The organism is Paraburkholderia youngii, assembly GCF_013366925.1.
Classification (GTDB): domain Bacteria; phylum Pseudomonadota; class Gammaproteobacteria; order Burkholderiales; family Burkholderiaceae; genus Paraburkholderia; species Paraburkholderia youngii.
The window spans coordinates 1991197-2014021 of the sequence record NZ_JAALDK010000001.1 but is presented as its reverse complement, the minus strand read 5'-3'; the positions used below and the strand labels follow the sequence as shown (position 1 = coordinate 2014021).

At 63.9% G+C, this 22825-nt stretch carries 21 protein-coding genes; 5 read left to right on the top strand and 16 right to left on the bottom strand.

The window, feature by feature from the left end; genetic code table 11:
• Positions 1-56 precede the first annotated feature (56 nt).
• Positions 57-1547, top strand: a complete 1491-nt coding sequence (locus G5S42_RS09325; RefSeq protein ID WP_176106487.1) for an MFS transporter — start codon at positions 57-59, stop codon at positions 1545-1547.
• A 101-nt stretch (positions 1548-1648) separates the two neighbouring features.
• On the opposite strand, the gene G5S42_RS09320 is transcribed toward G5S42_RS09325, so the two are convergent.
• The 7 genes from G5S42_RS09320 to G5S42_RS09290 all read right to left on the bottom strand — a co-directional run bounded on the left by G5S42_RS09320 (position 1649) and on the right by G5S42_RS09290 (position 8213).
• Positions 1649-2107, bottom strand: a complete 459-nt coding sequence (locus G5S42_RS09320; RefSeq protein WP_246391904.1) for a cupredoxin domain-containing protein — start codon at positions 2105-2107, stop codon at positions 1649-1651.
• Positions 2104-2319, bottom strand: a complete 216-nt coding sequence (locus G5S42_RS09315) for a heavy-metal-associated domain-containing protein (protein ID WP_176106486.1) — start codon at positions 2317-2319, stop codon at positions 2104-2106. The genes G5S42_RS09320 and G5S42_RS09315 overlap by 4 nt, the downstream gene beginning before the upstream one ends.
• 448 nt (positions 2320-2767) lie before the next feature.
• Entirely contained in the window at positions 2768-3139 is a 372-nt protein-coding gene (locus G5S42_RS09310; RefSeq protein WP_176106485.1) for a BON domain-containing protein, read from the bottom strand.
• A gap of 422 nt (positions 3140-3561) precedes the next feature.
• Positions 3562-5931 (bottom strand): DNA polymerase II, encoded by a 2370-nt coding sequence (locus G5S42_RS09305; protein ID WP_176106484.1) that lies wholly within the window; start codon positions 5929-5931, stop codon positions 3562-3564.
• A 153-nt stretch (positions 5932-6084) separates the two neighbouring features.
• Complete coding sequence (locus tag G5S42_RS09300; RefSeq protein WP_176106483.1) at positions 6085-7095, bottom strand: DUF2891 domain-containing protein; 1011 nt, start codon at positions 7093-7095, stop codon at positions 6085-6087.
• A gap of 10 nt (positions 7096-7105) precedes the next feature.
• Complete coding sequence (locus tag G5S42_RS09295) at positions 7106-7270, bottom strand: hypothetical protein (RefSeq protein WP_246391902.1); 165 nt, start codon at positions 7268-7270, stop codon at positions 7106-7108.
• 25 nt (positions 7271-7295) lie between these two features.
• Positions 7296-8213 carry a LysR family transcriptional regulator gene (locus G5S42_RS09290; protein ID WP_176106482.1) on the bottom strand — a complete coding sequence of 306 codons (918 nt, stop codon included), beginning with the start codon at positions 8211-8213 and terminating at the stop codon, positions 7296-7298.
• 104 nt (positions 8214-8317) lie between these two features.
• Between G5S42_RS09290 and mdlC the strand changes: the two genes are divergently transcribed.
• Genes mdlC through G5S42_RS09275 form a run of 3 tightly spaced genes read left to right on the top strand, consistent with a single transcriptional unit; the run spans position 8318 to position 12927 of the window.
• The gene (gene mdlC, locus G5S42_RS09285; protein WP_176106481.1) at positions 8318-9961 is read left to right on the top strand and encodes a benzoylformate decarboxylase; all 1644 of its coding nucleotides are present in this window, start codon (positions 8318-8320) and stop codon (positions 9959-9961) included.
• A 37-nt stretch (positions 9962-9998) separates the two neighbouring features.
• Positions 9999-11450, top strand: a complete 1452-nt coding sequence (locus tag G5S42_RS09280) for an aldehyde dehydrogenase (RefSeq protein WP_176106480.1) — start codon at positions 9999-10001, stop codon at positions 11448-11450.
• A 58-nt stretch (positions 11451-11508) separates the two neighbouring features.
• Positions 11509-12927 carry an MFS transporter gene (locus tag G5S42_RS09275; protein ID WP_176106479.1) on the top strand — a complete coding sequence of 473 codons (1419 nt, stop codon included), beginning with the start codon at positions 11509-11511 and terminating at the stop codon, positions 12925-12927.
• Between the two features lie 48 nt (positions 12928-12975).
• On the opposite strand, the gene G5S42_RS09270 is transcribed toward G5S42_RS09275, so the two are convergent.
• From G5S42_RS09270 to G5S42_RS09240, 8 genes are all read right to left on the bottom strand, one after another.
• Positions 12976-13707, bottom strand: a complete 732-nt coding sequence (locus tag G5S42_RS09270; protein ID WP_176106478.1) for a DUF2278 family protein — start codon at positions 13705-13707, stop codon at positions 12976-12978.
• A gap of 112 nt (positions 13708-13819) precedes the next feature.
• Entirely contained in the window at positions 13820-14554 is a 735-nt protein-coding gene (locus G5S42_RS09265; RefSeq protein ID WP_176106477.1) for an alpha/beta fold hydrolase, read from the bottom strand.
• 81 nt (positions 14555-14635) lie between these two features.
• Complete coding sequence (locus tag G5S42_RS09260; RefSeq protein ID WP_176106476.1) at positions 14636-16093, bottom strand: aspartate aminotransferase family protein; 1458 nt, start codon at positions 16091-16093, stop codon at positions 14636-14638.
• Positions 16094-16142: 49 nt separating this feature from the next.
• The gene (locus G5S42_RS09255; RefSeq protein ID WP_176106475.1) at positions 16143-17477 is read right to left on the bottom strand and encodes a glutamine synthetase family protein; all 1335 of its coding nucleotides are present in this window, start codon (positions 17475-17477) and stop codon (positions 16143-16145) included.
• Positions 17470-18279 (bottom strand): gamma-glutamyl-gamma-aminobutyrate hydrolase family protein, encoded by an 810-nt coding sequence (locus G5S42_RS09250; RefSeq protein ID WP_176106474.1) that lies wholly within the window; start codon positions 18277-18279, stop codon positions 17470-17472. Before G5S42_RS09250 ends, G5S42_RS09255 begins: the two co-directional genes overlap by 8 nt.
• Before the next feature lie 265 nt (positions 18280-18544).
• Positions 18545-18766, bottom strand: coding sequence for a hypothetical protein (locus tag G5S42_RS44220; protein WP_241496023.1), 222 nt, complete (start codon positions 18764-18766; stop codon positions 18545-18547).
• A gap of 247 nt (positions 18767-19013) precedes the next feature.
• Positions 19014-20033, bottom strand: a complete 1020-nt coding sequence (locus G5S42_RS09245; protein ID WP_176106473.1) for a VTT domain-containing protein — start codon at positions 20031-20033, stop codon at positions 19014-19016.
• A gap of 267 nt (positions 20034-20300) precedes the next feature.
• On the bottom strand, positions 20301-20717 hold the full coding sequence (locus G5S42_RS09240) for a cupin domain-containing protein (protein WP_176106472.1): 417 nt from the start codon (positions 20715-20717) through the stop codon (positions 20301-20303).
• A 164-nt stretch (positions 20718-20881) separates the two neighbouring features.
• Between G5S42_RS09240 and G5S42_RS09235 the strand changes: the two genes are divergently transcribed.
• Positions 20882-21487, top strand: coding sequence for a peroxidase-related enzyme (locus G5S42_RS09235; protein WP_176106471.1), 606 nt, complete (start codon positions 20882-20884; stop codon positions 21485-21487).
• 42 nt (positions 21488-21529) lie between these two features.
• Here G5S42_RS09235 and G5S42_RS09230 read toward each other — a convergent pair whose 3' ends face one another.
• Positions 21530-22810 (bottom strand): MFS transporter, encoded by a 1281-nt coding sequence (locus tag G5S42_RS09230; protein WP_176106470.1) that lies wholly within the window; start codon positions 22808-22810, stop codon positions 21530-21532.
• Positions 22811-22825 lie beyond the last annotated feature (15 nt).

Below are 22825 nucleotides of genomic sequence, written 5' to 3'. Positions count from 1 at the left end.
GCGGCGAGCGATCAGCGTTGCCGCAAAAGCAGTCGCAACAGAAGGAGACAGACAACATGGCATCCCCCGATCACGCGGGGTCCGTCGCGCGCAGCGACGGCAACGCGGCGCATTCCACCGACGCGGCCGGCAGCGCCGCCCGCAGCACCGCCGCTCAGGCGGCGGGCCATGCAGCGCTCGACGCCGGCAGCATTTCGGCGCGCCTCGACCGCTTGCCCGCCACGCGCTCCATCTGGAAGCTCGTGGTGCTGCTGAGCCTTGGCTTCTTCTTTGAACTCTACGATCTGCTGTACTCCGGCTATGTTGCGCCGGGCCTCGTGAAAAGCGGCCTGCTGAGCGCGACCACGCGCGGCCTGTTCGGCTCGACCGGCGTCGCGAGTTTCATCGCCGCGCTGTTTAGCGGCCTGTTTATCGGTACGATCGCGTGCGGTTTCCTCGCGGATCGCTTCGGGCGGCGCGCGGTGTTCACCTGGTCGCTGCTTTGGTATACCGCGGCGAACGTGGTGATGGCGTTCCAGGAGACCGCGGCGGGCCTCAATTTCTGGCGCTTCGTCGCCGGTGTCGGCATCGGCGTCGAGCTGGTGACGATCGGCACTTACATCTCCGAGCTGGTGCCCAAGCAGATTCGCGGCCGCGCGTTCGCGTGCGAGCAGGCGGTCGGCTTCACGGCGGTGCCGGTGGTTGCGTTTCTGTCGTTTCTGCTGGTGCCGCGCACGCTGTTCGGTCTGGACGGCTGGCGCTGGGTCGTGCTGATCGGCGCGCACGGCGCGCTATTCGTCTGGTGGATTCGCCGCGCGTTGCCGGAAAGCCCGCGTTGGCTCGCGCAGCAAGGACGTCTCGCGGAAGCCGACCGCGTGATGAACGCGCTCGAGGCGAAGGTACGCCACGAATACGGCCGCGAGTTGCCGCCGCCGGCGCCGCCGGTGGCGGTCGCACCGCGCGGCAGCTTCCGCGACATGTGGATGCCGCCGTACCGCAGCCGCACGCTGATGATGACGATCTTCAATGTCTTCCAGACGGTCGGTTTCTATGGCTTCGCGAACTGGGTGCCGACGCTGCTGATCAAGCAGGGCATCACGATCACCACGAGCCTGATGTATTCGAGCGTGATCGCGTTGGCTGCGCCGATCGGTCCGATCGTCGGGCTCTTTATCGGCGATCGCTTCGAGCGCAAGACGGTGATCGTCGTGATGGCCGGCGTCAATATCGTGTGCGGGTTGTGGTTCAGTCAGGCATCGGGTGCAGTGCTGCTGGTGAGCTTGGGGGTGTGCCTGACACTGGCCGGCAACATCATTTCGTTCAGTTATCACGCGTATCAGACGGAACTGTTTCCGACCAGCATCCGGGCCCGCGCGGTCGGCTTCGTCTACTCGTGGAGCCGTTTTTCCGCGATTTTCACGGCCTTTCTGATCGCGGCCGTGTTGCGCTACTTCGGGACGACCGGCGTGTTCGTGTTCATCGCGGGTGCGATGTTGATCGTGATGCTGGCGATCGGTTTGATGGGACCGCGTACAAAAGGGCTTGAGCTGGAAAAAATCTCGAGATAGAAGGGCAAGAAGATCTCTCAGCGCAGGGTCGCTCAACGGCATAGCCGAGCGACCGCACCGGATACTTCGCCTTTCAGACGACGCTCTTTCCGCCGGTTGCGTCACTTGACAGTGACCGTCCCCTTCATCCCCGCCTCGAAATGCCCGGGTTGCAGGCAGGCAAAATCGAAGACGCCAGCGTGGGAAAATCGCCACGACAGATCACCGGTTCGCCCGGGTTCGACCGTCACGCTATTGGCGTCGTGATCCATCATGTCTGGCATCGCACGCATCATGTCGGCGTGCTCCTTCAGTTCCTGTTTCGAGCCCAGCGTCATCTCGTGACGTACGTTGCCGGCGTTCTTGACAACGAAGCGGATCGTCTCGTCTTTCTTCACAGCGATCGTCGGCGGCTCGAAGCGCATGGAGTCGAGCATCGTGACGTTGATCGTGCGCGTAGCGTCCTTCGAGTGGGCAGGTTTGCCGACGGATAAGGCTTCATCATTTCCGTGGGCCAGCGCAGCGGAAGTCACCAGGGCAAGCAACAGACCGGCAGCAGCAAGCATTGACTTGAACATCATCGAATCCCCCTTTCCGGCTTGCCCGCACGCGGAGGGAAGCCCGCCTCGCGCAGCGCAGAACCGATCTGTTCTTGCGGCGCGGAGGTTTGGACATGCACGAGCCGGGTTGGCGGATCCGCCGTGATGATCGCGCTCGGATCGATCGACTGAATCGCGCGGCTCACGGCGCGTGCACAACCGCCGCAGGTCATGTTATCGAGGTGGAACTGCATGGAGAACTCCCGTTGAAATGGAGTTCCGAGCGTACACATTGCCATCGTTGGAAGGTCAAGCGACACGACAGGGCAGTAAGGACGCGGATTCCAACCAATGTTCCCATGATCGCCACACGAATCCGGATGCTTCTGCGCCCGAAGGCCATGCCGGGCACCAGCACGATAATGGCCATGCGACTCTCACCACTGCGACGCAAGTGAAGGCTTCGCCTGCCGAAGACAAGGCTTGTTGCGCCGCAACACAGTCCGGGCGCGATGCTGATCGCGATGCTGCCGATTGGGTTGACGGAGCTGAACACGAAAGGGCTCGAAATCGAGCAGATATCGACATGGCGACGGCCGGCTTTTGAGCCGGCCCGCCGCCATGTGCCGCGTTGGCTTATACGGTCGATGGAATGCGCAGTCAGAAAGTCGATCTTCCTGCAAGGTGCGGTCCAGGGCCGCTTCAGGTCCCGACTGGACGGATCGACAGCGCGTTCCTGACCGAAGTTACGCCGGGTACCCCTTTCGCCACCTCGGTTGCCCGGTCGCTCTGGGCCTGGAGCGGTACGCTGCCCTGCAGCGTGACAGCACCATCGCGGGCGCGAACCGTAATATTGGCCGTCGAGATACTCCTGTCTTTCACCAGCGCATTTCGAACCTGACGTTGTAGCGCCCGGTTCGCTGCTTTCATCGACTTGTAATGCGATCGGGCTTCAGGCGTCGTGGTCGGTGCAGACTCAGGGGCGTTAGCGTTGCTCGCCTGCGCATAGGCGTGAATCGAACCCGAAATCAGAAGGGCGGTACTGACCAGTCTGACGGCTTGGATTGCTTTCATGCATCTTCTCCTGTCGTTGCAGATCGTTGGGCTACAGACTCAGGTATATCGCACAGCGTCCCCGCAATGTTTCCGGGGCGGATCAAATGGCACTATAGGACAATAAAGGGTTAGGTCAAGAAACAATGCAAATCCAGTCAATTGCACGGACAAGCGACGATTTAGAATACTTCGAATTACGATGGCGCAATTCCGCTGATAGGATTGCAAATCAAATCCAAGGATTAGTTTTTTTCCGCCTTTAATCATGGATTACCTATGCCTGATTGACATATTTAGCCATCCCGGATGTGGCGGCACGGTTACAACTCCGGCATACAAGCGCCCTTCGATGAAGAGGCTGAGCCGCCGTCCGTGGTGACGCCGTCCGTGGTGAAGTAGGCAATTCGTCCATGGTCGCAGCCGCGCGCTCGCCGCCACGATCAGAACAACTGTTTCTGCCCCGACATCAGCGTCGTGAAATCGTCGCGCAGCAACGGCAGAATCGCGTCGGCGACCGGCTGTAATTGCCGCGTCACATAGTGCTCGTAGTCGATCGCCGAGCGCAGCGTTTCGAGCGGCTCGGGGCCGGCCACCGTAATCACGTAGCTGATCCAGCCGCCGTTCTGATATTGCAGCGGACGTCCCTGCTGGCGATTGAACTCATCGGCGACGCGTGCCGCGCGCACATGAGGCGGCACGTTGCGCTCGTACGCGTCGATCGGTCTGCGCAACTGCTTGCGATAAACCAGCTGATCGTCGAGCCGGCCCGCGAGCGTATCGCGCACGTAGTCGCGCACGTAATCCTGATACGGCTGCTGCTTGAAGATGCGCCGATACAGTTCCTGCTGAAACTGCTGCGCAAGCGGCGTCCAATCGGTGCGCACGGTTTCGAGACCTTTGTAGACCACGTCCTCGCGCCCGTCAGGCAATACCGTAAGGCCTGCGTAGCGTTTCTTGCTGCCTTCCTCGGCACCGCGCACCGTCGGCATGAAAAAGCGCCGGTAGTGCCGCTCGAATTGCAGTTCCAACGCACTGTCGATACCGAAGCGCGCCTGCAGCTTCTGCCGCCACGTCGCGTTGATATGTTCGACGAGCGCGCGGCCGATGCGCGCGGCGTCTTGCTCATCATGCGCGTGCCTGAGCCAGACGAAGGTCGAGTCGGTGTCGCCATAAATCACTTCGTAGCCTTGCGCCTCGATCAGCTCGCGCGTCGTATGCATGATCTCGTGGCCGCGCATCGTGATCGACGACGCCAGCCGCGGATCGAAGAAGCGGCAGCCGGTCGAGCCGAGCACGCCGTAGAACGCGTTCATGATGATCTTCAGCGCCTGCGATAGCGGCTTGTTGTGCTCGCGCTTGGCCGCTTCGCGCGCCTGCCAGACCTGCGCGACGATCGACGGCAAGCAGTGACGCGTGCGTGAGAAGCGCGCGCCGAGAAAGCCCGGCACCGAGTGCGCGTCGTCGGGATGCAGCATGCCTTCGACGAGGCCGAGCGGGTCGATCAGAAATGTGCGAATGATCGACGGGTACAGGCTCTTGTAGTCGAGCACGAGCACCGAGTCGTAGAGGCCGGGCCGCGAATCCATCACGAAGCCGCCGGGGCTCGCGGCGCCGGCCACGTCGCCGAGATTCGGCGCGACATAGCCCTGCCGATGCATGCGCGGCATGTACAGATGCGTGAATGCCGCGACCGAGCCGCCGCTGCGATCGGCGGGCAGGCCGGTCACGGTTGCGCGTTCGAGCAGGAACGGCAGCAGTTCGGTCTTCGCGAAGATGCGCGTGACGAGCTCGCAGTCCTTCAGGTTGTAGCGTGCGAGCGCGGGCTTGTCTTCGTCGAAGCGGCGCTGGATTTCGTCCATGCGCTGATACGGATTGTCGATCGCCTTGCCTTCGCCCAGCACCGAACGCGACACATATTCGAGGCTGAACGATGGAAAGCTCCACGTCGCCGACCGCAATGCCTCGATACCGTCGATGACCCAACGACCCGCCACACCCGCGAAAAAATGATTGCGCGTCACGCCATGTTCGCGCCACTCCATCACCGCGCCGCCGCGGCCGATGCGCAGCGGCACGCGATACTGCTCGGCATGCTGTTGCAGCACCTTCAGGTCGAACTGCACCAGGTTCCAGCCGATGATCGCATCGGGATCGTGCCGCTCCATCCACTCGATCAGTTTTTCGAGCAGTTGCGCGCGGGTTTCGCAGTATTCGAGCTTGAAGTCGAGGGCGTCGGCGGCGTTGCCATTCGGCGGCCCAAGCATATACACCTGCCGCTCGCCGCAGCCTTCGAGCGCGATCGAATAAAGCTCGGCATGCGCGCTCGTTTCGATGTCGAGCGATACGAGCTTCAACGGCGGACGATATCCGTTGGCCGGTTTGAGCTCGCCATCGAGCCACGGGCCCTGGTTCTGCGGCACGCCGCTGAACCACACCGGCGCGGTGATGAAGCGCTCCATCATGTAGCGCTCGGGCGGCTGGATATCAGCCTCGTAGACATCGACGCCGCCTTCTCGCAAGCGCTTTTCGAAGCCCTTCAATTGCCGGTATTGCGCACAGTAAATCCCGCTGACCGGCCGATGCTGGAAGTCGTGCAATTCGAGCGGACGCAGATCGAGCGGCGCGTCGCGGCGCAGGATCGTTTCGGCGCGTTCGCGATGTTCGGCCGGAATGAAGGCAACGGACGGCTGAGGGCGCAGACGGATGTGGCGCGGCCCGCTGTCCGTCGCCAGCCAGAACTCGATTTCCGTGCCGGCGGGCGTGTCCCGCCAATGCCGGGTCAAAATGAAACCCTGCTCGAACTCAGTCAAACTTCCACCTTTTAAGCGGCGCAATCGCCTTGCGAGATTTTACCGCCGCGGGCAACGACTTTGAGCGGGCAAAGAAAAGGGCGCTTCGCATTGAAGCGCCCCAAGCAGCACGGCTTTATTTCTTTAAAGCCGGTTCAGTTCGCTTCCGGTCGCTCAGGCTTCGAGCGCGAGTGTCGCGAACGTGGCGAGCCAGTGCTCGCCCATGTAGTCGCCCGCCACATGCGGCAGCGCGCAGCGCAGATGACGCTCGGCCGCATCGAACAACAGGGTGCGCCGCACGTCGCCGGCGGGCAGCGCACGCGCGAGCGCACGCTGGCACCACGCGCGGCTCAGATTGAGGCCGTCCAGATGCGCAATCTTGCCGTCGCTGCGATCGGTGACGGTGACGGGTTCGAACAGCGTCGCCGGCTTTTTCGCGCCGAGGTCCGGCAGGAATCGTCCGAACCAGTCGGCGAACTGCGCGGACGGCAACACGCGCCGCATCAACTCCGCTTCCATCAGCGACGGCGACAGGAACTCGTCGCCGGCCGGCTCCCACGCCTGACACGCGACGTCGTCCAGATACCAGCGCTCCGCGGTGCTGACGATCAGCGCTTCGAGCGATTCGCGCGAGGTATGCCGCGCGAAGTCGAGTGTCAGTGCGAGTGCGAACGCCATGTTGAAGTGCGTGCCGACGCGCAGCGGATAGGTCGCTTTCGGCAGGAACTCCTCAAAACGTTCGACGAACGTCTCGGTGAGCGGCGCGAACGTCTTCGACCAGCGCGCGGCTTCGGAGATTTTCATCGACTGCAACTGCGTGCTGAGCGCGAGCAGCCATGCCCAGCCATACGGCCTCTCGAAGCCGCGGTTGTGCGGCAGGTCCAGATACGCGAGTTCGCCGGCGACGTTCGCCTCGGTGAAATGCTCGTCGACCACCGCGACGATGCGCGCGGCCTCGGGCAGATCGGGGAAGCGTTCGAGCAGATGCAGGATCAACCAGTAGCCGTGCACACACGAATGCCAGTCGTAGCTGCCGTAGAAGATCGGATGCAGGGCGCGCGGACCCTGCACGTCCTGCGGCCCTGCGAGCGAGTGCGTGAGCTTGTTCGGGTATTCGCGCGTGAGGTGAGCGAGCGCGACATTGGCGAATTTCGACGCGAATTCGCGGGTGAACTGGATGGTCATCGGCGGCTCCTCAGAAGCGCAATACGAACAGGTACAACAGTATGGTGTTGACGATCGGCAATAGTAAAGCGGTCGGCCATTGCGGCTTGATCGCGACGATCGCGCCGATCACGCCGATCGCGCCGATCACGCCGATCACGCCGAGAATCGCCGGGTTGCCGTTGAACTGATGCACGATCGGTGGCGCGTGCCGGAAGCGCTCAGCCCGTGTTGATTCCCTCCGACGTCAACTGCCGCAACTGCTCCAGCAGCTTGACCGCCGGACTCGGCAGGATGCCCTGGCGCCGCCGGAACGCGGTCAACGTGCGCCGCCCGACCACGCCCGGCACGCCGAGCGTATCGAAGACGCCGGCCTTGCTCTCGGTCACGTACATCGTCGACGCCATCCAGCTCAGAAAGCCCGAACGCGCGACCAGACTCTTCAGCGCCGTGACCGAGCGCGTTTCGACGACGACATTCGGCAGTCCCAGCCCGCGCTCCGCAAACACGCTCTGCATGTGCTCGAACGGCCCGGTGCCGCGCGGCGGAATCGCCCAGCGCTCGCCCAGCGTGTCGGCGAGCGTGAGGCCGGACTTGCTGCGCAGCGGATGATCGAGCGCGGCGACCACGTAGCTCGCGTCTTCCCAGCGGCAATCGGCGATCGCGGTGATCTCGTCGGTATCGGGCACGGCCATGCTGAGCGCGAGATCGATCTGACGTTTGACGAGCGCATCGGCGAGCCGGTCCCACACGCCCTCGATGATCTCCACGCGCAGGTTCGGCCACTTCGTCAACACGCCGCTGACCGCGAGCGGCAACAACAGGCTCGCGATGCTGCCCACCGCGCCGACCCGGATCGTGCCGCGTGCGAGGCCGCGCATCGCGTCGATTTCCTCGCGCGCCTGTTCGGCTTCGCGTTGCAACAGGATCGCGTGCGGCAGCAGTGCTTCGCCGACCGCGGTCAGATGCATGCCGCGCGAGTGCCGCTCGAACAACGGCGCGCCGACCTGTTCCTCGAGACGGCGGATGGTCCGGCTAAGCGCCGGCTGAGTGATGTGCAGTGCTTCGGCGGCGCGTCCGAGGCTGCCGCTCTCGACGATCACCGCGAATGCCTGCAGTTGTTGAAGGTTGTAAGTCATGCCAAAAGGTAATGCCTTTTAGCGAATTAGGCAATTTTCGGTTACCCCGGCGGCCGTGATAATGGCCTGTCGATTTTTCGCGCTCATCACACAGGAGGCCTCGCATGACAGGCAGCGCGCCGCAGCACAAGCCAGCCCACACGAAAGAGCAGGGCACCCAATGGACCGTTCGCGATGCGGTCATCGACTTTGCGCGCCGCGTCGGCATGACGTCGATCTTCGCGAACCCCGGCTCGACCGAACTGCCGATGTTCCGCGATTTCCCCGCGGATTTCCGCTACGTGCTCGGTCTTCAGGAAGCGGTCGTGGTCGGCATGGCCGACGGCTACGCGCAGGCCACCGGCAACGCGGCGCTCGTGAACCTGCATTCGGCGGCGGGCGTCGGCAACGCGATGGGCAATATCTTCACCGCGTTTCGCAACCGCACGCCGCTCGTCGTCACCGCGGGTCAGCAGGCCCGCTCGATCCTGCCGTTCGACCCGTTCCTTGCCGCGACCCAGGCGACCGAATTGCCAAAGCCCTACGTGAAATGGAGCATCGAGCCGGCCCGCGCGCAGGACGTGCCGCTCGCGATCGCGCGTGCGTACGCGATCGCGATGCAGGAGCCGCGCGGCCCGGTGTTCGTATCGATCCCCGCCGACGATTGGGATCAGCCGGCCGAGCGGGTGGCCGACCGCGAGGTCGCGCACATCATGCGTCCCGATCCGGCGATGCTGGCGCGCATCGGCGCCGTGCTAGACGCGTGCGAGCGGCCCGCATTCGTGGTGGGCGGCGCGGTCGATCGCGCGAATGCGGCGACAGACGTGGTACGGCTCGCGGAGCGGCATGCGGCGCGCGTCTACGTCGCGCCGATGACCGGGCGTTGCAGCTTCCCCGAAACGCACCGGCTGTTCGCGGGCTTTTTGCCGGCGATGCGCGAGCGCATCGTCGAGCTGCTCGGCGCGCACGACGCGATCTTCGTGATCGGCGCGCCCGCGTTCACGTATCACGTCGAAGGCAGCGGTCCGCATGTGCCGCCGGGCGCGCGGCTGTGTCAGTTGATCGACGATCCGGGCGTCGCGGCATGGACGCCGCAAGGCATCGCCGCGGTCGGCAATATGCGGCTCGGTGTGCAGGACCTGCTCGCGCGCGCCGCGCCCAAAGCGCGCGAGTTGCCCGCGCCGCGCGCGGCGGCGCCGCGCGCGCTGCCGCCCAGACGAGGCGAGCGGATGTCGGTCGCCTTCGCGTTGCAGACACTCGCGGAAGTGCGCGATACCGATGGCATCGTCGTCGAGGAAGCGCCGAGTTCGCGGCCGATCATGCAGACCTATCTGCCGATCGCGCGCCCCGGCACTTTCATGACGATGGACAGCGGTGGCCTCGGCTACGGCATGCCGGCCGCGGTCGGCGTCGCGCTCGCGCGGCCCGGCGAGCGCGTTATCGCGCTGATCGGCGACGGTTCGAGCATGTACTCGATCCAGGCGATCTGGAGCGCGGTGCAGATGCAGTTGCCGATCACGTACGTGATCCTGAACAACACGCGCTACGCGGCGCTGCAGGATTTCGCGCCGGTGTTCGGTTTCGCGCCGAACGAGACCGTGCAGGGCACGGATTTGCCGGGGCTCGACTTCGTGACGATCGCGGCGGGCATGGGTTGCCCTGGCGTGCGCGTCAGCGAGGCCGCTGAACTTGCCGGCGTGTTGCGTCGCGCGCTGACCGACGCTGACGGGAAAGGCGGTCCCACGCTCGTCGAGATGATCGTCGCGTAACGGCGCTTCCCATTCACGAAAAGAAGAGAGTCCTACGATGAAGAACGTATCGATGCTGATCGGCGGCGAACAGGCACAGGCGCGCAACGGCGCGACCTTCGAGCGCCGCAATCCGCTCGACGGCGAAGTCGCGTCGCGCGCGCCGGCCGCGACCGTCGAAGATGCCATCGCCGCCGTCGATGCCGCCGCGGCCGCCTTTCCGGTGTGGTCCGCGCTCGGGCCGAGCGAGCGCCGCGCGCTGCTGACGAAGGCCGCGCACGCGCTCGAAGCGAAGGCCGACGCGTTCGCCGCCGCAATGGCCGCCGAGACCGGCGCGTCGGGCATCTGGGCCGGCTTCAACGTCCATCTCGCGGCGGCCGGGCTGATCGAAGCGGCCGCGCTGACCACGCAGATCGCCGGCGAACTGATTCCGTCTGACGTGCCCGGCAGTCTCGCGATGGGCGTGCGTCAGCCCGCGGGCGTCGTGCTCGGCATCGCGCCGTGGAACGCGCCGGTGATTCTCGCGGTGCGCGCGATCGCGTTGCCGCTCGCATGCGGCAACACGGTCGTGCTGAAGGGCTCGGAGATCTGCCCGGCCACACATGGTCTGATCATCGAGGCGATGCAGCAGGCGGGTCTGCCGCGCGGCACGGTGAACTTCGTGACCAATGCGCCGGCCGACGCCGCACGCATCGTCGACGCGATGATCGAACACCCCGCCGTGCGGCGCGTCAACTTCACGGGCTCGACGCGCGTGGGGCGTCTTATCGCCGAAATCTGCGCGCGCAATCTGAAGCCCTCGGTGCTCGAACTCGGCGGCAAAGCGCCGCTCGTCGTGCTCGATGACGCCGATATCGGCGCCGCCGTCGATGCGGCCGTGTTCGGCGCGTTCGCCAATTCCGGGCAAATCTGCATGTCGACCGAGCGGATCATCGTCGACGACAGCATCGCCGATGCGTTCGTCGAGCGGCTCGCCGCGCGTGCGCGCGCGTTGCCGCTCGGCGACCCGCGCAATGGGCCGGTCGTGCTCGGCTTGGTGGTCGATATGAGCACCGTCGAGCGCTGCAACGCGCTGATCGACGACGCGCTCGCCAAAGGCGCGACGCTCGTGTGCGGCGGCAAGAGCGAAACCACATTGATGCCCGCGACGCTGCTCGATCGCGTGACGCCGGACATGCGCATCTATCACGACGAATCGTTCGGGCCGGTCAAGCCGATCGTGCGCGTGCGCGGCGAAGAAGCCGCGATAGCGTGCGCGAACGACAACGAATACGGCCTGTCGGCGGCAGTATTCAGCCGCGACACGGCGCGTGCGCTGAACGTCGCGAAGCGCATCGAGTCGGGCATTTGTCACGTGAACGGTCCGACCGTGCACGACGAAGCGCAGATGCCGTTCGGCGGCGTGAAGGCGAGTGGCTTCGGCCGCTTCGGCGGCAAGGCGGGGATCGCGGAATTCACCGATCTGCGCTGGGTCACGCTGCAAACCACGCCGCGTCACTATCCGTTCTAATTGCCGACACCAAAAAATCGAACAACGCGCGCGCAGCGCAAACAACGGAGACATGTCGATGAACTACGTTCCTCCCGCTTCGGCCGCGCCCTCGACCTCGACCGCGCGCGACGACGCGGCGCTCGCCGGCATTGCGCGCGGCGGCGACACGGTCGACATCGGTCATGCGCTCGACGACGGCCCCTATACGTTGCTGCAGAAAATCGCGGTGGTGCTCGCGGCGCTGTCGATCGTCGTCGATGGTTTCGACAGCCAGCTAATCGGCTTTGCGATTCCGATGCTGATCAAGGAGTGGGGCATCACGCGCAATGCGTTTGCGCCGGTGGTCGCGTCGGGGCTGATCGGCATGGGCATCGGAAGTGCGTTCGCGGGGCTGTTCGCCGATCGCTTCGGCCGCCGCTGGGCCGTGATCGGCAGCGTGTTCGTGTTCGGTCTCGCGACCTGCGCGATCAGTCTGGCGCCGAACGTCGCGGCCATCGCGGCGCTGCGTTTTATCGCGGGGCTCGGCATCGGCGGCGCGCTGCCGACGTCGACGACGCTGACCGCCGAGTTCACGCCCGCGCGTTTTCGTACCTTCGCGGTGACGGCGACCATTCTGTGCGTGCCGCTCGGTGGCATGGTCGCGGGACTGTTCGCCGGGCAGGTATTGCCGATTTATGGCTGGCGCGGTCTGTTCGTCGCGGGTGGGGTGCTGCCGCTCGTGCTCGGCATCGTCCTCGTCGCCGCGCTGCCGGAATCGCCGCGGTTTATGGCGCGCCGTCCGCATCGCTGGCCAGAACTCGCGAAGCTGCTGCGGCGCATGGCCCGCGACGTGTCGGCCGATGCGAGCTTTACCGACGTGCGCGAACAAAGCGCCGAGAAACACGTCGGCTTCACCGCGCTGTTTCGCGATGGCCGGTCGCGCGACACCGTCGCGATCTGGGGCGCGTTCTTCATGTGCCTGCTCGCGGTGTACGCGGCATTCAGCTGGCTGCCGTCGATGCTGACGAGCGAGGGTTTGAGCGTGTCGCTCGCGGGCTATGGCCTGAGCGCGTACAACCTTGGCGGCGTAATCGGCGCGGTGCTGTGCGCGCTGGCGATCGGGCGCTACGGCTCGCGCTGGCCGCTGCTGCTGTGCTGCGCGGGCGGCGTCGCGAGCGCATGGATGCTGCTCGGCGTCAGCGCGACACAGCATACGGCGTTGATGATCGTCGGCCTCGGCTTGCATGGGCTGTTCGTCAATGCGGTGCAATCGACGATGTACGCGCTGTGCGCCTACGTCTATCCGACCGGCGTGCGGGCCACTGGCACCGCGTCGGCACTCGCGGTCGGCCGCGTCGGCGCGATTCTGAGCGCGTTCGCGGGCGCCGCGGTGATCACGGCCGGCGGCGCCTTGGGCTATCTGCTGATGCTCGGTATCGCGATGGTCATCGTGCTGATCGCGCTGGCGGTGGTGCGGCGGCACATTCCGCGACGAGGCGCCGCAAGCGTGCGCTGACCGATGCGAAGGGGCCGTCGCGATGCCCCGGCGCACGTACCGACGCCATCAACCTCGTTGAATATAAACAGGCAATGCCACCGCATTCGCGGCCGGATCGCCGGCTGCATCGGTCGGCAAATATTGCGTCTGAAACGCGGTAAACATCGCGGCAAATCCATCGGCGCGCTGCACGATCACCGCGCCGTCCTGGAACGCACCGTTTTCGTTGTAGTGCGGCCCGCGCGGATTGCCCTGATTCATGTGGGTTTCGTGAAGACCGTCCTTCTTCGGCAGAAACAGAAAGCCGAACCCATAGACGACGATGTCTGCGGTCGTCGGGGTCCAGAAATCGCGGTTTTGCAACTGACCGCTGCCGTTGTCGTAGGGCAGGCTTTGCGACGGCTTGCTTTCGTCGATGGTCAGGATTTCGTCGATGATGTCATTGACGTCGGCGCGATTGCCGTTTTGATCCTCGTAGGGGACCGGCCGCATGCGGTGAATGTCGAGCAGGCTGCTGTCCTGGAAGTAGTCGAGCCGCGGAAAGCCGCTGGTGTAGAGGCCGAGGTTCAGGGCCTGCAGTTTCGCGGTGAGCGGATCGGCGAAGTTCAGATCGGCATAGAAGTACACGTCGTCGTTACCGCTTGCGCCCGGTTGCGTCGACGCCGAATTGACGACGATATTGAATGGCGTGTTGTCGTTGCCAGTAACCGTAATCACATAGTGCGGACTGCCCACATACGAATCTTTGAAAGGCGCCGCGCGCAGCAGTTTTCCCTTGAACATGCAGTATTCGTTCATGAGTGAATGACCTTGTCGAAGTTGATGAACGGAGAGCGACTCGCACCCAGGCATACGGTGCTAGTCGTCGATAAACAGAACGGTGCGGACGGCGCGGCGAACGCCAAACAGATCAACGAGCCGTTTCGAACCCGGCTGCCCAGCGAGCCCATTCGACCAGCACGTCGGTCACATCGTCGGGCCGCTCCATCGTGCACATATGACCGCTTCGTTCGATCACGCGAAGCTTCGAGCCGCGAATCTGCGCGTGCATCTCCTCGTGACGCGCCAACGGACTCCATTTGTCATCGCGTCCGCACACGATCATCGTCGGGCACGCGATGTCGCGAAGCAGCGCCGCCGCATCGGGACGATCCAGCAATGCGCGGATCTGCGCCGCGAATTTATCTGGCGTGCTTCGCTCGATCATGTCGAGCACCGCCTCGTAGACGGCGGAATCGTGGCGATCGGCGTTGACCATGCCGGGCGCCCACTCGTTGCCCATCGCGCGCATGCCTTTCGCGCGCGCGAGTTCGAGCAGTCGCAGCCGCTGCGCGCGCTCGCTTTCGCCGGCCTCGCCGGCGGCACGCGGCGTGCAACCGGTGTCGAGCAACGCGAGCCCGGCGATGCGTTGCGGTGCGCGCCGGAACACTTCGAGCGCGACCCGTCCCCCCATCGAATGACCCGCGACCAGCAGGCGGTCTCCCGAAACCGACTCGAGCACGAGTTCGGCCATCGCGCCGAGCGAGTCGCGCATGCCGTAGTCGGGCACGAAGCAGTCGCCGATCGCGCCAAGCGCGCCGCGCTGATCGGCCCACACTGCGCCGTCGCAGAGCAGTCCAGGGAGCAAAACGATTTGGTGGGTCATGGGTGGGTCCTGTGATGCGTTGAACGGATAAAAGAAATGACACTCTGTACGACGTCATCGTCGAATGGTCATTCATCCGTCTTACCATAGCATGCCCATCTGCCGCGCGGTCGCATCGATCGCCGCTTTTGCCTTCGCGACGATTTCGTCGATTTCCGGGCGGCTGATCACGAGCGGCGGCGACAGCAACATCCGGTCGCCGCTCGCGCGCATGATCAGATTGCCGTTGAAGCAGAAGTCGCGGCACAGCGCGCCGACATCGCCGCCATTCGCAAAGCGCTTGCGCGCGAGCGGCTCCTCGGCGAGTTGCACACCCGCCACGAGGCCCGCGCCGCTGATCTCGCCAACGACAGGATGAGCGGCGAACGTCTCACGCAGTCTCTTCTGAAAGTATGGACCGGTATCCGCTTTGACGCGCTCGACGATCTTCTCGTCGCGCAGCAGTTTCAGATTGGCAAGCGCGACGGCCGCCGCGACCGGATGCCCGGAGTAGGTGAGGCCATGATTGAAGTCGCCATTGTCGATCAGTGCGCGGGCGACGCGATCATGCAGGCCGACCGCTCCCATCGGCACGTAACCGCTCGTGAGTCCCTTCGCGAGCGTGATCAGGTCCGGCTCGAAGCCGAAGTGCTGATGCGCGAACCATTCGCCGGTTCGGCCGAAGCCGCCGATCACTTCGTCCGCGACGAGCAGCACGTCGTACTTGCGGCAAATACGCTCGATTTCCGGCCAGTAAGTGTCGGCCGGAAAGATCACGCCGCCGGCTCCCTGGAAAGGCTCACCGATAAACGCGGCGACATGGTCCGCACCGAGTTCGAGAATCTTCGCTTCGAGCTGCCGCGCGCGAGCCAGCGCGAATTCTTCCGGCGTCTGACCGCTCGCCGCTTCGCCGAAGAAATAAGGTTGATCGATGTGCACGATGTTCTCGACTTTCGACGGCATCTGTTCATGCATATAAGCCATGCCGCCGAGCGTGCCGCCCGCGATCGTCGACCCGTGATAAGCGTTCTTGCGCGCGATGACGAACTTCTTCGCGCTCTGGCGTTGCGTCGCCCAGTATTGATGAACGATGCGCAGCACGGTGTCGTTGCCCTCCGAGCCGCTGTTGCAGTAGAAGAAGTGATTGAACGGCGCGGGCGTCAGCTCGGCGAGTAAGGCCGACAGTTCGATCACCGGCGGATGAGTCGTCTTGAAGAAGGTGTTGTAGTACGGCAGTTCTTGCATCTGCCGGAAGGCGGCATCGGCGAGTTCATGGCGTCCGTAGCCGACGTTCACGCACCAAAGTCCAGCCATGCCGTCGATGATCTTGTTGCCGTCCGAGTCCCACAGGTACACGCCTTGCGCCTTTACGATCACGCGCGAACCCGCGCGATTGAGCGAGCCCATATCCGAGAACGGGTGGATGTGATGCGCGGCATCGAGCGCGCGGTATTCGGCGGTGCTGCGCGACGGGGCTTGCGAGGTCTGCGCGTCTACCGTTCCGCCAAGCACGGGCGTCTCCTTCTCCGCATACATCAAATCGTCTGTCTTATAGCTCATACTGCCTCCGTCTTTTCAAAGTTCTCATTGACCGATTGACCCGCGGCACTCACACGTGCAGCAGCAAATGCCGGCGCTCCCACGAACTGATCACGCGGAAAAACGCTTCGTATTCGGTCTCTTTCAGCGCGAGATACGCGCGGACGAACTGCTCGCCGAGTACGTCGGCAATTGGCTCGCACGCACTCATCAACGTCAGGCCTTCTTCGAGATTGCGCGGTAATTGGTAGGGCAATGCATAGCCGTCGCTCGCCAGCGGTTCGGTTGGGGCGAGCCGCTGCGTGATGCCGAGATAGCCGGCGGCCAAGGTCGCGGCAATCGCCAGATATGGATTGCAATCGACACCCGGAATGCGGTTCTCGATGCGGCGCGCGACCGGCGTCGAATGCGGAATGCGAAAGCCCACCGTGCGATTGTCGTAACCCCACGCGACGTTGATCGGCGCGGCCATGAAACGCGACAGGCGCCGATACGAGTTGATGTACGGCGCGAAGATCGGCATTAGCGCCGGCGTGTATTTCTGCAAGCCGGCGATGTAGCCGGTGAAAAGCGACGTCGGTTCGCCATCCGCGGCGGTAAACAGGTTGCGGCCGGTTTCCATATCGACGAGGCTCTGATGCATGTGCATCGCCGAGCCCGGCTCGCCTTCCATCGGCTTCGCCATGAAGGTCGCGTACATCTTGTGGCGCAACGCCGCTTCGCGCACGGTGCGCTTGAATAGAAACACGCTGTCCGCGAGTTTGAGCGGATCGCCATGCATGAAGTTGATTTCCATCTGCGCGGCGCCGACCTCATGTATCAGTGTGTCGACTTCGAGTTCCTGCACGTCGCAGTACTCGTAGATGTCTTCGAACAGCGGATCGAATTCATTGACCGCTTCGATCGAATACGCCTGGCGTCCGGTTTCCGCGCGACCCGTACGTCCAACCGGCGGTTGCAGCGGCAGGTCGGGATCGCGGTTCATATCGACTAAATAGAACTCGAGTTCCGGCGCGATCACCGGTTTCCAGCCGCGCGCCTTGTATAGATCGAGCACGCGGCGCAACACGCAGCGCGGCGAGATTTCGACCGGCGTGCCATCGAAATGAACGCAGTCGTGAATCACTTGGGCGGTCGGGTCGACTGCCCACGGAATCATCCGGATCGTGCTCGCGTCGGGTACGCACACCATGTCGGGGTCGGTGACGCCGGTCAGCGAATCGCTTTGCGGATAATCGCCGGTCACGGTCTGAATCATCACCGCCTGCGGCAGACGCATCGATTCGCCCGATTCGAACTTGCTGCGCGGAATGATCTTGCCGCGCGCGATGCCGGCCATGTCCGGAATAATCGCTTCGATTTCGGTGACGTGATGCTTTTTCAGAAAATCGTCGATGTCATACATGATTGTTCTCTCTGTTTTGATCCGCGACCTGGGACATGCGAGCAGGGTTGCGTGTATTCATGCGCTGGCGGCACGCGTCGCCGAAGGCGCGAAATATCGCGGTCGATAACGCGTCGTCCGCGTGTCTCCATTCCGGGTGCCATTGCACGCCGAGCGCGAATGCGCGGGCGTCGCTGACGCTGATTGCTTCGATCAGGCCGTCCGCCGCGAGTGCTTCGACGTCGAGGCCTGCGCCGAGTCGCGCAATACCCTGACCGTGCAATGAATTCACCCGCGCTTCGTGGGCGCCGCCCGCAAGGCGCTGCAGCATGCCACCGCGCGTCAGCACGATCGAATGCGAGGTGGCGTATTGCACGTCGAGCGAGTCGTCCTTGTTCTCGCGATGGTCGTTCAGTCCGCCGACCGCATGAACGCTTTGATGCAAGGTTCCGCCGAATGCCACGTTCATTTCCTGCAAGCCGCGGCAGATGGCGAGAACCGGTACGCCGGCCGCAATCGCAGCGCGGATAAGCGGCAACGTGGTTGCATCGCGCGCCGGGTCGTGCAATGTATCGGGCTCGCTCGAAGCGCCGCCGTAACGGTGCGGCTCGACGTTCGTATAGCTGCCGGTGAATAGCAAGCCATCGACAGCGGCGAGTACATCGTCGCTGCACTGGCGCTCACCGAGAGCCGGCACCAGCATCGCGAGCGCTTGCGAGCCCTCGACGATCGCGGCGATGTACTTTTCACCGGCCACGTGCGATGGATGAGCGCCGAGCATCGTTCTATCGGCGGTGATGCCTACCATTGGTTGGTTTCGCATAAAGAATAGGCGTGTCGATCCCACGCCGCACACCACGTGAACGGCGTTAAATAGCGCGCGCGACGAAATGGGAAAACGCGAAGGCGAGGCGAAGCCAAAGCGAATCCGCGCAACAACGCGCAGCGCTATTCAGATTAGAAGCGGTTCGATTGAATCCGTCGTAATGCGCGGCAATCAGTCAGCGCCGCGTGGACGCAAACAGACAGCTCGCGAAACGCGTGCGAACGGACGAATCGAGCAGCGAAAAGAGACTAGAGAAGAGGCGCTACGGCAGCAGCGAGGCGACTTCGTCTGTGCGCACCGCGATGAACGCGCGTGCGGAGAGGACGTTGCGGCGTCGAACGGAGCGACGCGACAGGACTGTGATGACGGACAGAAAGCGGCGAAACGCAAGGCTGCCGTTGCTGCCGTCGGCGCTGGCGCCGTCAGCGCAAATACCACGCGCCTGACTGCGATTCCAATTCACCAAAGGGCCTCGGACTCTCACGATGACACTCGACTGGCGTAGTTGAGGGTATTGAACGCTCTGTTTCGAATCCACAGCGGATATTGAAGAAACAGGACGCGGGTCGATCGAGAAGAAACGGTACTAAACGGTAAAGGCTTAGTTCGCAGCGCCGCTCACGCAATCTCCCAATAGCTAGGATATACGAGCTAAAAATGCCGTCAATTTATTTTTGTTTTTTGGCAAGACGGCATCAAGCGTGAGGCCGTGTGCCTAGTCTGCAATTCGTTCACTCCGCGAGACGGGCGCGCACTGTGTATTCGCCTTCGTTGCCCCTGTCTTCGAGCATGTGCGCCATCGCCGTATTGAAGTCGGGTGGCAGTGGCTCGACTGGATAGCCGCGCTTTTCCCATGCGTCGAGTCCGCCCTTAAGGGCGCGCACATGATGAATGTTCTTGCGATGCAATTGCCTGACGATGCGCTTCGCGGTCGCTTCGTTCGGACACACGCAATAGACGACGATCGGCCGCTTCAGATACTCCGGATGAATCGGATCGGGCGATTCCAGATCGAGTGGCCGTGCGCCGGCAATGCGATGCGATTCCTTTTCGCGCACGGTGTGCGGGCGCGCGTCGAGAATCAGCGGCGGTTCGTTCGACTTCATCATCGCGTCGAGCTGATCGGGCGAAATGCGTGCATGCGCGAGCCAGCGGCGAAACTGCAAACGGCGCAGCCAGCGATACAGCAGAACCGCCGCGAAGATCACCGCGAACGTATCGAAGATCGTGCCGCCGTTGCGGCGCACGAACAGCATCAATTGGACGATCTCATCGTGCAAGGCGGCGCCGCCGATGATCCAGACGCTCGCCCACAGCGTCGCACCGACCATGTCCCACAACAAGAACACGCCGATGCCGATCGCGGTCGTGCCGAGCAGCGGCGCGGAAATCAGGCCGAGACCGGGCAGGAACTTCGCGACCGTCAGAATCGGCGCGCCATAGCGCTCATAGGTATTGCGCGCGACGCGCACCGTGGTGTCCAGCGACAGCGAGAAGCGCACGAGGTAATTGAGCAGACGGCGGCCATACGCGCGTCCGGTAAAAAACCACAGCGAGTCGGCGATCAGCGTCGCACCGACCGCCGCGCAAATCATGTTGACGTACGAGGCTTCGCCCACCGCGGCCATCGTTCCCGCGAGAATCAGCATCGGCGCGGCCGGAATCGGCATGCCGAGCTGCGTGACGAGCACGCTCATGAAGACGGCCCACACGCCCGCAGACGGTGGAATAGCGACCGGGAAATGCCACACAACCGCGCTCCTGATAAGCCAAATAAAGGGAAAAGAATCGTCTGCGCCGAGGCCGATACGAGCCTCTGGCGACGCGAAAGACGGATTTAAGCACAGGTGGCGAGTCGGCGTTATGAAAGTGCGCCGACAAAGTGGCGCGCGAGCGACGAATGCGCATGGCGCACCGCGCCATGCGTGCATGCGCCGCGCGACAAGTGGATCAACGCGGACTGAGCAGCGGGATTTGCCTCGCTTCAGGCGAGGCGGTCCAAAAAGCGGCCTGTCGCCTTACGCATCTTCGGAGGGATCATAGGGCACCACGCGCTCATGCTCGTCCGCGTGATTGCGCGCGACGATCGCGCGCGCCGCGGCGTTCGCATCGAGATTGAACGGCTGATGCGGCACGCCGGGCGGAATGAACAGGAAGTCGCCCGGCTCGGTGATGACCGACTCGCGCAGGCCCGGGCCATAGCGCGTCTCGATCTTGCCTTCGAGCATATAGATCGCGGTTTCGTAGTCGGCGTGATAGTGCGGCTGCGCATGGCCGCCGGGCGGGACCACGACCATATACATCGACAGTCCGGTGGCACCCGCGGTGCCCGCCGAAATGCCGACGAAATAGGGCAACCGCTGCATCGTCGCCATTTCCCGTTCCGGGCGCACCTTGATCACAGGGGCCCGCGCGTCGTGCCTGACGTTTGACATGGTCGCTCCTTTCGTCGCCGCCGTGCCGGGCGGCTTCATGCATGCCGAACTGAAAGTCTAGACGATTCGGGCGGCAATATCGGACCTGGTGAAGCGCGGGCGACCGCCAAAACGCGTTGCTACAATGATCGGCATACCCCCGACCAAGATCACGGAGACAGCGCATGGCCACGCTTCAGCCCATCAGCCGCTACCCGGTCCCCGAGCCGAGCGAGTGGCCCGAAGACATCAGCGCCCGCATTCTCGAAGTGCAGGACAAAGCCGGTTTCGTGCCGAACGTGTTTCTGACGCTCGCGCATCGGCCCGATGAATTTCGCGCGTTCTTCGCTTATCACGATGCGTTGATGCTGAAAGAGGGCGGTCTCACCAAGGGCGAGCGCGAGATGATCGTGGTCGCGACGAGCGCGGTCAACGATTGTCTTTACTGCGTGGTCGCGCACGGCGCGATTCTGCGCATCTACGAGAAAGCGCCGCTGCTCGCCGATCAGCTTGCGGTCAATCATCGCAAGGCCGACATCAGCGAGCGCCAGAAGGCGATGCTCGATTTCGCGCTGAAGGTGTGCCGCGCGTCGGGCACGGTCGACGAAGAAGACTTCCAGACGCTGCGCGGCCACGGCTTCACCGATGAAGACATCTGGGACATCGCGGCAATCACCGCGTTTTTCGGGCTATCGAACCGGATGGCGAACGTGATCTCGATGCGTCCGAACGACGAGTTCTATCTGATGGGGCGCGTGCCGAAAGCCGCCGCGGATGCGCCGAAGAAGTAGCCGCGACTGGCATTGCTTCAGCTTCTCTACCGGCATTGCGCATCACGCCTGCGCGGGACGCGGCGCATGCCGCGCGGGCGTCGTCACCGCCGTGTCGTCGATCGGGAAATGCAGCAGCGCCGCGAGCAATCCCGCCGCGACCGTCGCTACCCAGATCAGCGAGTACGAACCCGTCAGATCGAACACGAGGCCACCGAGCCACGCGCCGAGAAACGAGCCGATCTGATGGCTCAGAAAGCACACGCCGAACAGGCTGCCGAGGTGACGCGTGCCGAACACCTTGGCGACGAGCCCGCTCGTCAGCGGTACGGTACCGAGCCACGTCAGGCCCATCACGGCCGCGAAAATCACCACGGACACCGCGCTTTTCGGCAGCGCGAAGAACGTGGCGATCGTCGCGCTGCGAATCAGATAAAGCCAGCCGAGCACATGATGCTGGCGGAACCGGCCGCCGAGCCAGCCGCACGCCCAACTGCCCGCCATATTGAACAGGCCGATCAGCGCAAGCGCGGTGGCGCCCAGCCCGATCGGCATATGACACAGCGTCAGATACGCGGGCAGATGCGTCGCGATGAACGCGAGCTGGAAGCCGCAGGTGAAGAAGCCGAGCGTCAGCAGGCGGTAGCCGCGATGGCGCGTCGCTTGTGACAGAACTTCGCGCAGCGGAGTCGCGGGCGCGTCGTCGAACCGGACCTGGCCCGCCGCATGCATCCGCGCGCGACGGTCGAGCACGATGCCGAGCGGCGCGATCAGCAGCATCACGAACGCGAGCACGAATAGCGAGGTCGCGATGCCCGCGTGCAACCGGATGCCTTGCACGAGCGGCACCATCAGCACCTGTCCGGCGGAGCCGCCGGCGCTGACGAGGCCCATCGCGACGCTGCGCTTCTCCGGCGACGCCATGCGGCCGACCGCCGGCAACACCACGCTGAAAGTCGTGCAGCTGACGCCGATGCCGACCAGCAGCCCCATGCCGATCACCAGCAGTGCGCCGCTCGGCGCGACCGCCGACAGCGCGAGTCCGGCCGCGAACGTCGAAGCGCCGAACCCGACGACCGGCGCCGAGCCATAGCGATCCGCAGCCGCGCCCGCGAACGGCTGCGCGAAGCCCCACACGAGGTTGTGCAGCGCGATCGCGAAGGCGATCAACGTGACCGGCAGACCGCGGTCGAATGAGAACGGGCCGATGAACAAGCCGAAAGTCTGGCGGATGCCCATCGCGGCGCTCAGGATCAGCGCGGCGGCGACGATCACGATCGTGGTGGTGACGGTCGTCGCCGGAGCGACGGCGGGGGTGGGTTGTCCGGTGTGGGTGGTCGACATGGCGGCTTCTCCTTG

What these genes read in the sequence shown, in the direction of transcription:
- G5S42_RS09325 (WP_176106487.1), top strand. Translation starts at nt 57, where the DNA reads ATGGCATCCCCCGATCACGCGGGGTCCGTCGCGCGCAGCGACGGCAAC.
- G5S42_RS09320 (WP_246391904.1), bottom strand. Translation starts at nt 2,107, where the DNA reads ATGATGTTCAAGTCAATGCTTGCTGCTGCCGGTCTGTTGCTTGCCCTG.
- G5S42_RS09315 (WP_176106486.1), bottom strand. Translation starts at nt 2,319, where the DNA reads ATGCAGTTCCACCTCGATAACATGACCTGCGGCGGTTGTGCACGCGCC.
- G5S42_RS09310 (WP_176106485.1), bottom strand. Translation starts at nt 3,139, where the DNA reads ATGAAAGCAATCCAAGCCGTCAGACTGGTCAGTACCGCCCTTCTGATT.
- G5S42_RS09300 (WP_176106483.1), bottom strand. Translation starts at nt 7,095, where the DNA reads ATGACCATCCAGTTCACCCGCGAATTCGCGTCGAAATTCGCCAATGTC.
- G5S42_RS09290 (WP_176106482.1), bottom strand. Translation starts at nt 8,213, where the DNA reads ATGACTTACAACCTTCAACAACTGCAGGCATTCGCGGTGATCGTCGAG.
- mdlC (WP_176106481.1), top strand. Translation starts at nt 8,318, where the DNA reads ATGACAGGCAGCGCGCCGCAGCACAAGCCAGCCCACACGAAAGAGCAG.
- G5S42_RS09280 (WP_176106480.1), top strand. Translation starts at nt 9,999, where the DNA reads ATGAAGAACGTATCGATGCTGATCGGCGGCGAACAGGCACAGGCGCGC.
- G5S42_RS09275 (WP_176106479.1), top strand. Translation starts at nt 11,509, where the DNA reads ATGAACTACGTTCCTCCCGCTTCGGCCGCGCCCTCGACCTCGACCGCG.
- G5S42_RS09270 (WP_176106478.1), bottom strand. Translation starts at nt 13,707, where the DNA reads ATGAACGAATACTGCATGTTCAAGGGAAAACTGCTGCGCGCGGCGCCT.
- G5S42_RS09265 (WP_176106477.1), bottom strand. Translation starts at nt 14,554, where the DNA reads ATGACCCACCAAATCGTTTTGCTCCCTGGACTGCTCTGCGACGGCGCA.
- G5S42_RS09260 (WP_176106476.1), bottom strand. Translation starts at nt 16,093, where the DNA reads ATGAGCTATAAGACAGACGATTTGATGTATGCGGAGAAGGAGACGCCC.
- G5S42_RS09255 (WP_176106475.1), bottom strand. Translation starts at nt 17,477, where the DNA reads ATGTATGACATCGACGATTTTCTGAAAAAGCATCACGTCACCGAAATC.
- G5S42_RS09250 (WP_176106474.1), bottom strand. Translation starts at nt 18,279, where the DNA reads ATGCGAAACCAACCAATGGTAGGCATCACCGCCGATAGAACGATGCTC.
- G5S42_RS09240 (WP_176106472.1), bottom strand. Translation starts at nt 20,717, where the DNA reads ATGTCAAACGTCAGGCACGACGCGCGGGCCCCTGTGATCAAGGTGCGC.
- G5S42_RS09235 (WP_176106471.1), top strand. Translation starts at nt 20,882, where the DNA reads ATGGCCACGCTTCAGCCCATCAGCCGCTACCCGGTCCCCGAGCCGAGC.
- G5S42_RS09230 (WP_176106470.1), bottom strand. Translation starts at nt 22,810, where the DNA reads ATGTCGACCACCCACACCGGACAACCCACCCCCGCCGTCGCTCCGGCG.